The following is a 13,796-nucleotide window of genomic DNA, read 5'->3' as shown; positions in this document are numbered from 1 at the left end:
GCCCCGCGACCAGCTCGCGGATCTCCCTGCGCGACACGCTCATCGCGGTCCGAACCCGCCGTCGAGGAAGCGCGCCCGGGCGGCCGCGCGGGACACCTTGCCGCTGCTCGTGCGGGGGACGGAGCCCGGCGGTACGAGCCGCAGTGAGCCGAGGCGCAGTCCGTGGCGGGCGGAGACCGCGGCGCGCACGACGCGTTCGGCGTTCCGCGTGTCCTTGGGCGTCGGGTCGGTGTCGCGCCGGTGTTCGGCGACCACGACGAGGTCCTCGCCCGCGTCGTCCGCCCGGGTCACTCCGAACGCGGCGAGGTGGTCCCGGCGGATCAGGGCCACGGCCGTCTGTACGGTCTCCTCGATGTCCTGGGGGTAGTGGTTGCGCCCGTCCACGATGAGTACGTCCTTGAGGCGGCCGGTGACGAGAAGCCGCCCGTCGTGCAGGGCGCCGAGGTCGCCGGTGCGCAGCCAGTCCTCGGCCGCGCCGAAGCCGAAGGTCTCGGCGGTGAGTCCGGCGCGCTTCCAGTAGCCGAGCCCGATGTTGGGGCCGCGCAACTGGATCTCGCCGACCCGCCCTTGCGGCAGTACGGCGCCGTCCCGGCCGACGATCCGCAGCTCCTGCCCGACGGGTGTCCCGCACGGGACGAGGACGGCCGCCGACTCGTCCGACGTCTCCTCGATCCGCCCTTCCGTGAGCGCGTCGGCGTCGCAGGCGACGGCCGGGGACGGTTCGTCCCGCGAGCTCGCGGCCACGAACACGGTGGCCTCGGCCAGGCCGTACGCCGGACAGTGCGCGGCCGGGTCGAGCCCGGCGGGCGCGAAGGTCGCGTGGAAGCGGTCCACCGTCCCGGCGCGCACCGGTTCGCTGCCGTTGATGAGCACCCGTACGCGGTCCAGGCGGAGTTCGTCGACGAGTGCGGGGTCGGTGCGGGCCACGCAGTAGTCGTACGCGAAGTTCGGGGCGGCGCTGACGGTGCCCTCGTACGAGCCGAGGAGGCGCAGCCAGCGGGAGGGGTCCTGGAGGAAGGCGGAGGGGTCCATGAGGACGGACGGGAAGCCGCCCACGACGGGCGCGGCGATGCTGAGGACGAGGCCCATGTCGTGGAAGAGGGGCAGCCAGCCGACCGTGGTGGCGGCGTCCGGGTCGGCGATGAACGCCTCGATGGCCTGGCGGGCGTTGGCGACGACGTTGGCGTGGCTGATCATCACGCCGGCCGGGATGCGGGTGGAGCCGGAGGTGTACTGGAGGTACGCGATGTCGTCCGGTTCGGGGGCGCCCGACGGTTCGCCCGAATCGATGAATCCACCGCGCTGGACGGGGAGTTGGTCCACGGGTACGACGGGGACCTCCGGCAGGCCGCGTTCGCGGATGAACTCGCCCGTCGCGCGGGCCGTTCCGGAGTCGCTGAGCAGACAGGCCGGTTCGCAGTCGGCCAGGACCGCCGCCAGCCTCCCTTCGTGGCCGGGGAGTCGGGGACCGAAGAGAGGTACGGCGATGACTCGGGCGTACAGGCAGCCGAGGAAGCCGGCCGCGTAGTCGCGCCCCTGGGGCAGCACAAGGGCGGCGCGTTCGCCGGGGGAGGCGATCTGGACGAGCCGGTCTGCGACGGCCCTGGCCCGGGCGTCGAGGGCGCGCCAGCCGAGGGCCCGGTGCACTCCGGTGGGGGCGTCGGCGGGGAAGTCGACGTGGTTGAAGGCGCGTTGCTGCGGCCGGTGTCTGGCCCAGTGCCTCAGGTGGTCCGTGAGTGAGGCGGATTCGGCGGGCCGAACGGAGGTCATGAGGGCTCCAACTGGGTCGGCGGCAGCGCGAGTTGAGTGAGAGCGAAGGAAGCGGGGGACGAGTGCGTCCGCTTGGGGCGGTGCCCAGGTTCCGCCTCCGGGCGACCGGTGGGTTAGACGACGTCCTGACAGTTCGCCTTCCGCCTTCTGTCAGTTCGCTGACAAAGGCGTGCCGTCGATTCCATGCCGTGGGCCAGAGCCCGGGCGGCCGTCTCACGCCGACAATCCGTGCGACGGCGGAAGGAGCGTCTTGTGGGACGTGCACAGCTGTTCGCGCTGTTCTCCCTGCTCACACTGACCGGGTTCATCACGACGCTCGACAACACGGTCATCAACGTGGCCCTGCCGACCGTGCAGCGCGAACTGGGCCTGACGGTGCCGGACCTGGAGTGGGTGGCCGCCAGTTATGTGCTCAGTTTCGGCGCGCTGCTGCTGCCCGGCGGGCGGCTGACCGATCTGTTCGGGCGCAGATCCGTGCTCGCGGCCGGGATCCTGGTCTTCACGGCGGCGTCGGCGGCGGCCGCCCTCGCGGACAGCGGGGGCACGTTGATCGCGGCCCGTACGGTGCAGGGGGTCGGGGCCGCGATGGTCATCCCGGCCTCGCTCGCCGTCATCGCGGTCGACCTGCCCGCGCGGCTGCGCGCCACGGCCGTGGGCCTCTGGACAGCGGCGCTGGCCGTGGCGCTGGCGCTGGGTCCCGTGGTGGGCGGCTTCGTCACCCAACGGTGGGGCTGGGGCTGGGTGTTCGCGCTGAACGTCCCGTTCGGGCTGATCGCGCTGCTGCTGATGCCGGCCGTGCCCGGCCGGTCCGCGCCTCGGCGAGGCGGCCTGGATCTGCCCGGTGTGCTGCTGTCCGTGCTCGCGCTCTATCTGCTCACCTATGGTCTGGTGCGCGGGCAGGAGCACGGGTTCGGCACCGCGCCCGTACCGCTGTGCCTGGGGGTTTCGGCGGTGGCCGCCTGTGTGTTCGTCGTCGTGGAGGCCCGGACCGCGCGGCCGCTCGTCGAACCGCGGCTGCTGCGCGACCGGTTCCTCACCGGCGGGATCGCCGCGCAGGTGCTGTGGGGCATCGGCGTCAACGGGGTGTTCTTCTTCACCGCCCTCTATCTCCAGCGGGTGCTCGGCTTCTCGCCGACGGGGGCGGGGCTGGCGTTTCTGCCGCTGGCGGGCGCGCTGCTGCTGGGGACGCCGGTGGCCGAGCGGGCGGCCCGCGCACTGGGCGCGCATGTCTCGATCGCGGGCGGCCTCTGCCTGGTGGCGGTCGGTCTGCTGTACGTCTCGGGCGCGGGTGCGCGGGCCGGCTTCTGGGATCTGCAGCCGGGGCTGCTGCTGATCGGCTGGGGTTCCGCGTTCACCACTCCCCTGACAGTGCGCTGTCTCGCGCAGGTTCCGGAGACGGGGATGGGCATGGCGACCGGTCTGGTGAGCGCGGCCCGCGAGGTCTCCGGTGTGTTCGGGGTGGTCCTGGTGGGCGTGGTCCTCACCCGGCGTGAAAGCTCCGAGCTGCGTTCCGGCGCCGATCCGCGCGACGCGTTCCTGGAGGGCTACGACCTCGGACTCCGGCTCGCGGCGTGCTGCGTACTAGCGGGTGCGTTCGTGACGCTGGTGACGCTGCGCCGTCGTGGGCGTCATAGGCGGGTGGTGGCGCGGAGCAGAAGCAGGATTCCCCTTGTCATGAAGTGACAAGGGCCCGGTGCATGTCTGTCAGTCGCCGATGAAGCTGGGCAGAATTCTTGCGGGTATCGTCACCGTGCCCCACTTCCCGTGCGCAGAAGGAGCCGCTGCGTGACCGGATTCCGCATGCTGGAGAAGATCGAGGCCACGAACGCCACGGTGAGGGCCGAGGAGGCCCAGGGCCCGTTCAAGGCGTTCCCTTCGGGTCTGCACGACCATCTCAGACCGTTCTTCGACGACATCACCGAAGAGGTCGTCCGGGCGATCAGAACCGAGATCCCGGAGTACGCACGGCCGACGGACGACACGTACATGCAGGTCGTGCATCAGGGCGTGGAGCATGCGCTGCAGGGGTTCCTGGAGCGGATGGCGAAGCCCGACACCGACTGGGAACCGGTGACGGCGACGTATCAGCGCATCGGCCGGGGCGAGGCGGACGAGGGGCGCAGCCTCGACGCGTTCCAGTCGGCGCTGCGGCTCGGTGCGCGGGTGACATGGCGCCGGATCAACGCGCTGGTCGACGCCGATCTGCTGCCGCGTCATGTGCTGGCCGCGTTCGGTGAGGCGCTGTTCCTGCACCTGGACGAGATGGCGGCCGCGACGACGGCCGGCTACACGGAGGCGCGGCTGCACGCGGCCGGTGAACTGCAGCAGCGGCGTTCGCGGTTGATCGACCTGCTGATCGTGGACCCTCCCGCGTCGGTCGCGGCCATCACGGATCTCGCGCACACCGCGCAGTGGCCCGTGCCCCGTTCGCTGGCCGTGGTCGTCATCGATCACGGGGCGCAGGCCGGGGCGTCCCAACCGCCCATCGTGCCACCGGAGTTCCTGGCACGGTTCGACGTGCGCCCGGCCGTGCTGGTGGTGCCCGATCCGGAGGGCCCGGGCAGGGCGCGTGCCGTCGCCGGCGCACTGCAGGGCCTACGGGCCGTCATGGGGCCGAGCGTCGCGCTCCAGGAGGGGGCGAGGTCGCTGCGGTGGGCGGCCGAGGCGCTCGATCTGGCCCGGCGGGGCGTGCTGCCGGACACACAGATGGTGCGCTGCCGGGACCATCTGGCCACGCTGATGCTGTTCCGCGACGAGGCGCTGGTGGAGGCGATGGCCGACCGCCATCTGCGCCCGCTGGACACCATCCGGCTGCCCCAGCGCGAGCGCCTGGCGGAGACGCTTCTCAGCTGGCTCGAGTGCGGCCACAACGCGAGCGAGGTGGCCGCCCGTCTCGCCGTCCATCCACAGACGGTCCGCTACCGCATGCGCCAGCTCGACGAGTTGTTCGGCGACCGGCTCCACGACCCCACCACCCAGTTCGAGATGCAGTTGGCGCTGCGGGCGCTCAAACTCCGGAGGGCCGCACGGGCACGGTGAGCGTCACACCGACCGGCCGAAGGTGACCGTCACGGGGACTGGCCGAAGGCAGGCGTCAAAGCGCCTGGCCAAGGGTGAGCGTGTGCGGTCCGAAGCCGTTGCGCTCGAAGAACCGGATCGCGTCCGCGTTGGCCGCGTACGCCGTCACCTCCGCGAGCCGGGCGCCCTGTTCCCGCGCCCAGTCGAGGAAGGCCGCCACGAGCCGCGCCCCAGTCCGGGTGCCGCGGTGGGCCGGGCGCACATACAGGCTGTGCAGGGTGGCGAGCTTCACCGGGCGCATGGCCGAGCCGTCCGCGACCGTGCCCACGAGATGCCCTACGACCTCCCCGTCGTGCTCGGCCACGAGCGACAGCCGGGCCGGATCTTCGATGCCCGCGGCGAATCTCTCCGCACCTTGCGCGAGAGGCCAGTTGATGTCGACGGTCGCGTCCCGGGTACCCGCGTCCTCGGCGAACAGGGCCGCGCTGGAGGCGACGAGCGCCGGGATGTCCTCGGGGCGGGCCCGGCGGACGGCTGCCTGGTCGTGGTCGTCACTCATGGGACAGGACGGTAGCGGCCGGGTCTGACAGTGCCACCGGGCAGCGCTCCTCGACGCGTGGGATTTCCTGGACAGGTGTCCATGTATAGTGGACGCCTGTCCAGGAAATCCCGGGAAATTCGCCCTTGAAGGAGCCCACCTCCCCATGCAGACACTCGCGAACGTGCTGGTCGGCCTTGTCGCCGCCCTCCACGCGTACATCCTGGTTCTGGAGATGTTCCTGTGGGAGAAGAAGCCGGGGCGCGGGCTGCACGGGTTCGACCCCGAGATGGCGCGGGCCACCGCCGCGCTCGCCGCCAACCAGGGGCTCTACAACGGCTTTCTCGCGGCAGGCCTCGTCTGGGGACTGATCGCCGACGACCCCACGGGCTTCCGCGTACAGGTTTTCTTCCTGGCGTGCGTGATCGTCGCGGGTGTGTACGGCACGGTCACCGCGAACCGCCGCATCCTCTTCGCGCAGGCCCTGCCCGGCGCGCTCGCCCTGGCCGCCGTCCTCGTGGCCCGGTGACCGCCGACCCCAGGGCCGAGCGCACCCGGGCCAAGCTGCGCCGGGCCCTCCTCGACGAGTGCGCCCGACGGCCGCTCGCGGAGGTCAGTGTCGCCGCACTGGTGCGCGCGGCCGGGGTCGGCCGGGCCACGTTCTATCTGCACTACGCCGACCTGGAGGCGCTGGCCGTCGACGCCTGCGCCGAAGTCGTACGGGATGCCGTGGACGCCCTGCACGCGTGGCGGGGCAGGCCCGACCCCAGGACCGCACCGGACGCCCTGCTCACGTTCTTCGCGGGCCTGCCCCCTCACGCCCCGCTCTACCGTGCCCTGTTGAGCCCGGGCGGCGGCGGACCGCTCGGCCGCGTACTCCACCAGGACCTGCGGGCCCGCAGCCTCGCCGAGCGTGAACTCGTCGGCGCGCCGGAGGCCCCGCTCATCGCCTCCGCCGTCGCAGCGACCTTCGCGGGCGTCCTGGCCGACTGGCTGCACGGGCTCGTCGAGGCAACTCCCGAGGAGATCGCCCACAAGGTGTGGCGCCTGCTCGTGGCCCTGCACGCGACCCGCTGGGACACCGACCGGTAGGACGTCAGTCGCAGCCCATCCCCTTCTTCACCGCCGGCCACGCCTCCACCCCGTCCGGCGTTCGGACGTACGCCTTCTTCTTGTCGGCCGTCAGCCACAACGCCCGCTCGCCATGGCGGTATCCGGTGTCGCGGGCGCCGTCGGGCAGGGTGACGTCGCCGTCGTACGGGGCGGTGAGCAGCCCGGACAGCACGCCCTCGGGATCACGGGCGTACAGCACGCGCTTCGCGCCGTGCCCGAGTTCGAGGAAGTGGGCCGACTGCCAGTCACAGTGCTCCGAGCCCTGGGAACTGCTGATGGTGGTGACCGGGAGCCGACGGCCGCGCGCGTCGGTCCAGACCTCGTACCCCTGGTCGTCGGTGAAGCTCTCGGGGAACTCGGCCGGGTCGCACGAGGCGGTCGTCTCCGGGCCCCAACCGGGCCGGTTCGGCTGGTCCTTGGCGACGATGACGGCGACCTTGGTCCGACCCCCGACGTCGTACGAGAACAGCACGCGGTCCCCGTCGTCGCGCTCCACGCGGTAGCCGGACCTCGGGACGCTCGGCTGCTCGATGTCGAAGTACGCCTCAAGCCCTTCCGCCGGGGTCGAACCGCCGTCGCCCTTGCTCCAGTTGCCCCCGAACCCGCCCGAGTGGATGTCCCCCTCGCACTCCAGGGCCAGCCCCGCCGCACCCGACTCCGCCTCGGTCGCCCGTTGGCTGTCCTCGTCGTACTCCTTGTGCGGCACGCGCAGCGGTCCGCTGTACGACGTGGCAGGCGCGGGCCCGCCCGCGCGGAGCACGTCACCGGTTGGCCCCTTCCCGTTCTCCACCACCACCGTCACGAGTGTCGCGACCGTCGCGATGCCCGCCACCGCCAGTCCGCCCGCCTTGGTCCCCCGCATAGCGCCCCCTGCCTGCCATGTCGCCGTGTCCCTCCTCCGACGCACGGGCCCCTCAGGACGTTCAGACAGAGTGCGTCGCCCTTCAGCTCCGCCGGGCCGTCTGGAACGTACGCCGGTAGGCCTGCGGCGAGACGCCGATCGCCGCGTGCAGATGCTGCCGGAGCGAGGTGCCGGTCGCGAAGCCGACCTCGCCCGCGATCTGGTCCACCGGCAGATCGCTGGCTTCGAGCAACTGCCGTGCGCGGACGACGCGTTGCTGGATGAGCCAGCGGCCGGGGCTCATCCCGACCTCGTCGTTGAACCGGCGGGCGAACGTACGCAGGCTCATCCGGGCGTGGGCGGCGAGATCGCCCAGGGTCAGCGGTTCGCCGAGGCGTTCCAGGGCCCACTGCCGGGTGGCCGCGGTGCCCGCGTTCGAGTGCTCGGGCACGGGCTGCTCGATGTACTGGGCCTGGCCGCCGTCCCGCCACGGCGGCACCACGCAGGACCGGGCCACGCGGTTGGCCAGCTCGCTGCCGTGGTCCTTGCGCACGAGGTGCAGGCAGACGTCCACGCCGGACGCGGCTCCCGCCGAGGTGAGGAGGGAGTCCTCGTCGACGAACAGCACATCGGCGTCCAGGTCCACGTCCGGGAACATCTTCCGGAACAGCGGGGCCAGCTGCCAGTGCGTCGTTGCCCGGCGTCCGGCGAGCATCCCCGCCGCCGCCAGGACGAAGGCGCCCGTGCAGATGGACACGATCCGGGCGTCCGGCCGGATGGCCCTCAGCGCGCCGGCCACCGCCTCGGGGAGATCATCGCTGAGCTGCGACAGGGCGAACGGCGGGATGACGACGGTGTCGGCCGTACGCAGCGCTTCGGGGCCGTGTTCGACGGTGATCGAGAAGTCCGAGCTGCTGCGCACCGGCTGCCCGTCGACCGTGCAGGTCAGGATCTCGTACCGGCCCTCGGCCGAGCCGAAGACCCGGTTCGGGATGCCGAGTTCGAAGGGGTAGACCCCGTCCAGGGCCAGGACGACGACCCGCTCCACGGGTCCGTCGTACTCCCCGTGCCGTGAGGTCTCGGTGGGGTCGGGGCGCTCCCCGCATTGCGTCTGCAGCATGGCACGATCCTATCGAACAATGGCAATCATGCCATTTCCTCGGCTCTCGCGGCCCGGCAGGCTGGAGCGCATGAGCACTGAGAACACGATGCGCGCGATCAGTCAGGACGTCCTCGGCGGTCCCGAGGTCCTCAAGGAAGTGGAGCTGGAGATCCCGAGGCCCGGGCCGAGCGAGGTGCTGATCCGGGTGCACGCGGCGGGCCTCAACCCGACCGACTGGAAGCACCGGGCGAACGGCAACTTCCTCGGGAAGCCGCCGTTCGTCCTAGGCTGGGACGTTTCCGGCGTCGTCGAGGCGATCGGCCTCGGCGTCACCCTCCACAAGCCGGGCGACGAGGTCTTCGGCATGCTGCCGTACCCGTACGGCGTAGGGGCGCACGCCGAGTACGTCACCGGTCCGGCGCGGGCCTTCGCGCACAAGCCGGCCGAGGTCGACCACACACAGGCGGGCGCGATCCCGCTGGCCGCGCTGACCGCCTGGCAGGCGCTCGTCGACACCGCGGACGTCCGGCCGGGACAGCGCGTGCTGATCCACGCGGCGGCCGGCGGAGTGGGGCATCTCGCCGTGCAGATCGCCAAGGAGCGCCGGGCGTACGTGATCGGCACGGCCAGCGCGGGCAAGCACGAGTTCCTGCGGGGCCTGGGCGTCGATGAACCGGTCGACTATCGGGAGACCGACTTCGCCGAGGTCGTGCGGGATGTCGATGTCGTGCTGGACACCGTCGGGGGCGACTATCGGTCGCGGTCGCTCAAGACCCTTCGGCCGGGCGGGCTGCTGGTGTCGATCCTGCCGTCCGGATCACCGGCGCTCTCCGAGGAGGCGCAGGGGCTCGGTGTGCGGGCGATCGAGCTGCTCGTGGAGGCCGATCAGGCCGGGATGCGGGCGATTGCCGAGCTGGTCGCTGCGGGGCGGCTGCGCGCCGCGGTTGCCGAGGTGTTTCCGTTGGCCGAGGCCGCGAAGGCGCATGCGCTCGGGGACACCGGGCGGACCGTGGGGAAGCTTGTTCTTCAGGTTCGGTAGGGCCTTGTGGGGCGCGGGTACCACTGGTGGTGTTGAGCTGCGGGCCGGTTGTGGCTGGTCGCGCAGTTCCCCGCGCCCCTTTCAGGGCGCTCAGCTGAACGTCAGTACCGGCTTGATCGTCTTGCCCGCGGCCATGTCCTGGACCGCCTGGCCGATGTCCTCGAAGGCGTAGGTGCTGATCAGCCGGTCCAGAGGCAGGCGGCCCTCGCGGACCAGTTTGACCAGGGCCGGGATCGCGGTCTGGGTCTCCTGGTCGCCGAGGGTGAGGCCCACCAGCCGCTTGCCGCCGAGCATTCCGTTGACGTCCAGGGCGACCTCGGAACCGAACGGTGGGGCGCCGACGATCACCGCCGTACCGCGGGCGGCGAGCGCGTCCACGCCCTTGCGCAGGACGATGACGTTGCCGGTGGTCTCGACGACCCCGTCGGCCCCGGCCCCGCTGGTGATCAGCTGGACCGCGTCGACGATGTCCGCCTCGTTGGCGTTCACGGTGTGTGTGGCGCCCAACTCCCTTGCCAGTTCAAGCCGTTCGACGACCTTGTCGACGGCGATCACCGTGGTCGCGGGCGTCAGTGCAGCGGCCATCACCGCCGACAGACCGACCGCACCGGCACCCAGGACCACGATCGTGTCGCCCGTACGGGGCTCAAGGACGTTCCACACCGCGCCCACGCCGGTCTGTACGCCGCAGCCCAGCGGTGCGAGGGACTCCAGCGGGATGTCCCTGTCGACCTTGACGAGACTGCGCTCGTCCACCAACGCCCGCTCGGCGAAGGAGGACTGGCCGAAGAAGTGGCCGCCGAGCGGGGCCCCGTCACGGCTGATGGTGGCGGAGCCGTCGGCGCGGCGGCCGCCGAGGAGGTTCAGCGGCAGCCATGCGGCGCAGTACGCCGGGTGGCCGTCGCGGCAGTTGCGGCAGGAGCCGCAGGAGGTGAAGGACAGCACGACGTGGTCGCCGGGTTCGACGCCCGTGACGTCCGGGCCGACGGCCTCGACGATCCCGGCGCCCTCGTGGCCCAGTACGCCGGGCAGCGGGAACGGCAGGCCGCCGCTCGCGACCCCGAGGTCCGTGTGGCACAGGCCCGCGGCCACGATCCGGACCAGGACCTCATGGGCGCGGGGCTCGTCGAGCTCCACGTCGGCGAGGGTGAAGGGCGCTCCCCCGGACTCGACCACGGCTGCGCGAGTGGTGGTGGACATACTGCGAACTCCCTTGGATGAGGGTGGGTCCGGCTGCGCGGGGGCGCTCAGTCGAACGAGATGACGACGGACTTGACCTTGGTGTAGGAGGCGAGCGCCTCGGGCCCGTACTCGCGGCCGAAGCCGGAGGCCTTGACCCCTCCGAAGGGCACCGCGGGGTCGAGCATCGCCCAGTCGTTGACCCACACGATGCCCGCCTGCAGCCGGTCGGCGACGCGGTGCGCGCGGGCGAGGTCGGTGGTCTGCAGGCCCGAAGCCAGGCCGTACGGCGTGGAGTTGGCCAGTTCGACGGCCTCGTCCTCGGAGTCGAAGGGCTGCACGGTCAGGACCGGGCCGAAGATCTCCTCCTGGACCACCCGCGAGTCGTTGGACAGGCCCGCGATGACCGTGGGCTTGTAGTAGAAGCCGCCGTTCAGGTCGAGGCGCTCGCCGCCGCACACGATGCGGCCACCCTCCTTGCGGGCCAGCTCGACGTACTCCTCGACCTTCCTCAGGTGCCGCTCCCCCGCCATCGGCCCGACGACGGTCTCGGGCTCCCGGGGGTCGCCGACGGGCACGCCGGGGACGGCTTCGGCAAGGATGCCGACCACGGTGTTGTAGAGGGGGCGCGCGACGAGCAGACGCGGGCCACCCATGCAGAACTGGCCGGTGTTGAAGACGAAGCCCTTGATGACCGCGCCGATGGCCTTCTCGACGTCGGCGTCCTCGAAGACGATGTGCGCCGCGTTGCCGCCGAGCTCCATGGTGACCGACTTCAGGCCCTCGCCCGCGACGCCCGCCGCGTGCCTGCCGACCGCGGTCGACCCGGTGAAGGCGATCTTGTCGACGCCGGGGTTGCGCAGGAGCGCCTCGCCCGCGATCGGTCCCGTGCCGGTGACGACGTTGTAGACACCGTCCGGGACGCCCGCCTTCTGGAGCAGACCGGCCATGTAGAGGGCGCTGAGCGGGGTCTCCTCGGCCGGCTTGTGCACGACCGTGTTTCCGGCCGCGAGCGCGGGGGCGATCTTCGAGCCGGCGAGGATCAGCGGGAAGTTGAAGGGCGTGATCGCGGCGACGACACCGATCGGGCCGGGCTTGGTGTAGGCGAGGCCGTTGAGCGGGGTGTCCCGGGTCGCCCCGTCCAGCGTCCAGGCGAGGGAGGCGTAGTACTCGTAGTCGTTGGCCGCGTTCGTCACGTCGACCGCGTGGCACAGCGTGATCGGCTTGCCGACGTCCCGGCTCTCCAGGGCCGCGATCTCGTCCGCGTTCTCCCGGACCAGTTCGGCGACGCGGTGCAGCACCCGGCCACGCTCACGACCGCTCATCGTGGCCCACGGTCCGCGGTCGAACGCCTCCCGCGCGGCGCGTACGGCCGTGTCGACGTCGGTGGCGGAGGCCTCCGCGACCGTCGTGACCACCCGGCCGGTGGACGGATCGAACACGTCCGTACGCGCTCCGTCGGCCGCCTCGCGCCACTGTCCACCGATGAACAGCTGCCCGGGCCCGCTCTCGAAGGTGGTCGTCATTGCCCACTCCTCAGCCTCGATCGCCAAGATTTCAACCAACAGGATTCCTGTTGGTTCGCAGTCTCTTTACAGACAGGTTTCCTGTCAATGCCCTAGGCTGAACGCATGGTCGTCACCAAGGCACCCCCGTCGCTCCTGTACATGGTCAAGCAGGTGGAACTCGTCGTACGGTCCCGCCTCGACGAGTTGCTGAAGCCCACGGGGATCACCGCACTGCAGTACACCTCGCTCACCGTCCTGGAGCGGCACGACGGCCTGTCCGCGGCGCAGCTCGCCCGCGACTCGTTCGTGACCGCGCAGTCCGTGGCCGATGTGATCCGGTCCCTGGAGACCCGCGGTCTCGTACGGCGCGAGCGCAATCCCCGCAACCGCCGCGAGCTGCTGATCCTCCTCACCGAGTCTGGCCGCGATGTGCTCGCTCGGCACGCCGAGCCCGTGCGGGAGCTGGAGGAGCGCATGGTCCGGGATCTCACGGCGCACCAGACGGACCAGTTCAGGCAGGCGCTGTCGAAGGCGTGGCAGTCGCTGTCCTGAAACTGTCGGGCGACACGTCCTTTAAATCGAAGACATATGTCAATCGAACATGCTGAAATTCACCCCATCGAGGGTAACTTGCTGAGTGGGGAGCGGTTGGGCGGCCGCCAGCCGCACACGGCCGCGTCAACGCTCACGGAACGACGTCACCCTGGCCCCCGGTGACCCTGTTGGAGGTGATGTCGTCGTGCGCAACGAGTCCGCGCCGTTCACTCCTCATCTGCGTGTCCACCAGGACCGCGGGCACACCGTGCTGGAGTTCCACGGAGAGATCGACATCATCGCGGCGCTGGACATCGTCCCGGCCCTGGACGCGGCCACGGGGCACCCGGCCGCGCGGGTCGTGCTCGACCTGCGGCACATCGAGTTCTTCGACTGCTCGGGACTGCGCCTGCTGTACCGGGCCCGGCGCCGGGTCCTCGCCCAGGGCGGGCGGCTGCACCTGGTCTGCACCCACCCGCTGACCCTGCGCATCCTCCACGTGACCGGGCTCGACGACGTGCTGCCTCCGCTGTCGAGCATGGACGAGGTCCTCGGCCAGCCCGAGGCCGCCTCGGAGTCGTTATGACCGCGCCCCTTGGGACCGCGCCCTCTGTGACCGTGCCGGGCCCCGTACCCGCGTCCGCTACTTCAGGATCTTGGTGACCTGACCGGCGCCGTCCATCTGCGCCGCGCCCGTGATCATGTTCTTGATGTAGTCCGCGTGCCCCGGGCAGTCGACGTGCGCGTAGTGCCGCCGCTCCGTCTGGTACTCGACGTGAGCGATCGAGATCGTGATGCCGCGCTGCCGCTCCTCGGGCGCCTTGTCGTCTGGTCGAAGGGCGTGTACGGGTTGAGGTCGGGGAACCTGTCGTGCAAGACCTTCGTCACGGCCGCCGTGAGAGTCGTCTTGCCGTGGTCGATGTGCCCGATGGTGCCGATGTTGACATGCGGCTTGGTCCGCTCGAACTTGGCCTTGGCCACTGCGAGCCCTCCTGATCACCCGGGTGATGTGAGCGTGCTCCGTCTGGTCCTGTCGTTCCGTTCCGCCGCTTGGCCCCGCTTCTGCTTCTGCTCCTTCTCGTCTCTCCTCGTCTCTCCTCGTCTCTCCTCGTCTCTCCTCGTCTCTCCTCGTCTCTCCTCGTCTCTCCTCGTCT

At 71.1% G+C, this 13,796-nt stretch carries 13 protein-coding genes and 1 pseudogene; 7 read left to right on the top strand and 7 right to left on the bottom strand.

The window, feature by feature from the left end; genetic code table 11:
* Positions 1-39: 39 nt before the first annotated feature.
* The gene (locus tag O3Q52_RS34145) at positions 40-1,770 is read right to left on the bottom strand and encodes a fatty acyl-AMP ligase (protein WP_269652521.1); all 1,731 of its coding nucleotides are present in this window, start codon (positions 1,768-1,770) and stop codon (positions 40-42) included.
* A 252-nt stretch (positions 1,771-2,022) separates the two neighbouring features.
* Between O3Q52_RS34145 and O3Q52_RS34140 the strand changes: the two genes are divergently transcribed.
* Positions 2,023-3,453 carry an MFS transporter gene (locus tag O3Q52_RS34140; RefSeq protein ID WP_269652520.1) on the top strand — a complete coding sequence of 477 codons (1,431 nt, stop codon included), beginning with the start codon at positions 2,023-2,025 and terminating at the stop codon, positions 3,451-3,453.
* 102 nt (positions 3,454-3,555) lie between these two features.
* Entirely contained in the window at positions 3,556-4,809 is a 1,254-nt protein-coding gene (locus tag O3Q52_RS34135; RefSeq protein WP_269652519.1) for a CdaR family transcriptional regulator, read from the top strand.
* A gap of 55 nt (positions 4,810-4,864) precedes the next feature.
* On the opposite strand, the gene O3Q52_RS34130 is transcribed toward O3Q52_RS34135, so the two are convergent.
* On the bottom strand, positions 4,865-5,347 hold the full coding sequence (locus tag O3Q52_RS34130) for a GNAT family N-acetyltransferase (protein WP_269652518.1): 483 nt from the start codon (positions 5,345-5,347) through the stop codon (positions 4,865-4,867).
* A 145-nt stretch (positions 5,348-5,492) separates the two neighbouring features.
* Between O3Q52_RS34130 and O3Q52_RS34125 the strand changes: the two genes are divergently transcribed.
* Both O3Q52_RS34125 and O3Q52_RS34120 read left to right on the top strand, forming a co-directional pair.
* Positions 5,493-5,855, top strand: a complete 363-nt coding sequence (locus O3Q52_RS34125; protein WP_189844178.1) for a DUF1304 domain-containing protein — start codon at positions 5,493-5,495, stop codon at positions 5,853-5,855.
* Positions 5,852-6,418 (top strand): TetR/AcrR family transcriptional regulator, encoded by a 567-nt coding sequence (locus tag O3Q52_RS34120; RefSeq protein WP_269652517.1) that lies wholly within the window; start codon positions 5,852-5,854, stop codon positions 6,416-6,418. The genes O3Q52_RS34125 and O3Q52_RS34120 overlap by 4 nt, the downstream gene beginning before the upstream one ends.
* A 4-nt stretch (positions 6,419-6,422) precedes the next feature.
* On the opposite strand, the gene O3Q52_RS34115 is transcribed toward O3Q52_RS34120, so the two are convergent.
* Together O3Q52_RS34115 and O3Q52_RS34110 are read right to left on the bottom strand one after the other, a co-directional pair.
* On the bottom strand, positions 6,423-7,301 hold the full coding sequence (locus O3Q52_RS34115; protein WP_269652516.1) for a hypothetical protein: 879 nt from the start codon (positions 7,299-7,301) through the stop codon (positions 6,423-6,425).
* 82 nt (positions 7,302-7,383) lie between these two features.
* Entirely contained in the window at positions 7,384-8,400 is a 1,017-nt protein-coding gene (locus O3Q52_RS34110; RefSeq protein WP_269652515.1) for a GlxA family transcriptional regulator, read from the bottom strand.
* A gap of 70 nt (positions 8,401-8,470) precedes the next feature.
* Here O3Q52_RS34110 and O3Q52_RS34105 point away from each other — a divergent pair, with 70 nt between their 5' ends.
* Positions 8,471-9,421, top strand: a complete 951-nt coding sequence (locus O3Q52_RS34105) for an NADP-dependent oxidoreductase (protein WP_269652514.1) — start codon at positions 8,471-8,473, stop codon at positions 9,419-9,421.
* A 90-nt stretch (positions 9,422-9,511) separates the two neighbouring features.
* On the opposite strand, the gene O3Q52_RS34100 is transcribed toward O3Q52_RS34105, so the two are convergent.
* Both O3Q52_RS34100 and O3Q52_RS34095 read right to left on the bottom strand, forming a co-directional pair.
* The gene (locus O3Q52_RS34100) at positions 9,512-10,621 is read right to left on the bottom strand and encodes an NAD(P)-dependent alcohol dehydrogenase (protein WP_269652513.1); all 1,110 of its coding nucleotides are present in this window, start codon (positions 10,619-10,621) and stop codon (positions 9,512-9,514) included.
* Positions 10,622-10,668: 47 nt separating this feature from the next.
* Positions 10,669-12,126, bottom strand: a complete 1,458-nt coding sequence (locus O3Q52_RS34095; protein ID WP_269652512.1) for an aldehyde dehydrogenase — start codon at positions 12,124-12,126, stop codon at positions 10,669-10,671.
* Positions 12,127-12,231: 105 nt separating this feature from the next.
* On the opposite strand from O3Q52_RS34095, the gene O3Q52_RS34090 reads away from it, so the two are divergent.
* A complete protein-coding gene (locus O3Q52_RS34090) occupies positions 12,232-12,660 on the top strand; it encodes a MarR family winged helix-turn-helix transcriptional regulator (RefSeq protein WP_055611701.1) in 429 nt (142 codons plus the stop codon).
* A gap of 187 nt (positions 12,661-12,847) precedes the next feature.
* The gene (locus tag O3Q52_RS34085) at positions 12,848-13,228 is read left to right on the top strand and encodes an STAS domain-containing protein (protein WP_269652511.1); all 381 of its coding nucleotides are present in this window, start codon (positions 12,848-12,850) and stop codon (positions 13,226-13,228) included.
* A gap of 84 nt (positions 13,229-13,312) precedes the next feature.
* On the opposite strand, the pseudogene O3Q52_RS34080 reads toward O3Q52_RS34085, so the two are convergent.
* A pseudogene (locus O3Q52_RS34080) lies at positions 13,313-13,623 on the bottom strand (GTP-binding protein); the annotation flags it as partial.
* Between the last annotated feature and the right edge of the window lie 173 nt (positions 13,624-13,796).

The organism is Streptomyces sp. ActVer, assembly GCF_027270795.1.
In the GTDB taxonomy this organism is placed as follows: Bacteria; Actinomycetota; Actinomycetes; order Streptomycetales; family Streptomycetaceae; genus Streptomyces; species Streptomyces umbrinus_A.
Note: the sequence above shows the minus strand (reverse complement) of the source record. Positions and strands in the feature narration are given on the sequence as shown.

Bases quoted from the DNA above. Each gene is read 5' to 3' on its own strand.
- O3Q52_RS34125 (WP_189844178.1), top strand. From the start codon at position 5,493: ATGCAGACACTCGCGAACGTGCTGGTCGGCCTTGTCGCCGCCCTCCAC.
- O3Q52_RS34100 (WP_269652513.1), bottom strand. From the start codon at position 10,621: ATGTCCACCACCACTCGCGCAGCCGTGGTCGAGTCCGGGGGAGCGCCC.
- O3Q52_RS34090 (WP_055611701.1), top strand. From the start codon at position 12,232: ATGGTCGTCACCAAGGCACCCCCGTCGCTCCTGTACATGGTCAAGCAG.
- O3Q52_RS34145 (WP_269652521.1), bottom strand. From the start codon at position 1,770: ATGACCTCCGTTCGGCCCGCCGAATCCGCCTCACTCACGGACCACCTG.
- O3Q52_RS34115 (WP_269652516.1), bottom strand. From the start codon at position 7,301: ATGCGGGGGACCAAGGCGGGCGGACTGGCGGTGGCGGGCATCGCGACG.
- O3Q52_RS34130 (WP_269652518.1), bottom strand. From the start codon at position 5,347: ATGAGTGACGACCACGACCAGGCAGCCGTCCGCCGGGCCCGCCCCGAG.
- O3Q52_RS34105 (WP_269652514.1), top strand. From the start codon at position 8,471: ATGAGCACTGAGAACACGATGCGCGCGATCAGTCAGGACGTCCTCGGC.
- O3Q52_RS34110 (WP_269652515.1), bottom strand. From the start codon at position 8,400: ATGCTGCAGACGCAATGCGGGGAGCGCCCCGACCCCACCGAGACCTCA.
- O3Q52_RS34095 (WP_269652512.1), bottom strand. From the start codon at position 12,126: ATGACGACCACCTTCGAGAGCGGGCCCGGGCAGCTGTTCATCGGTGGA.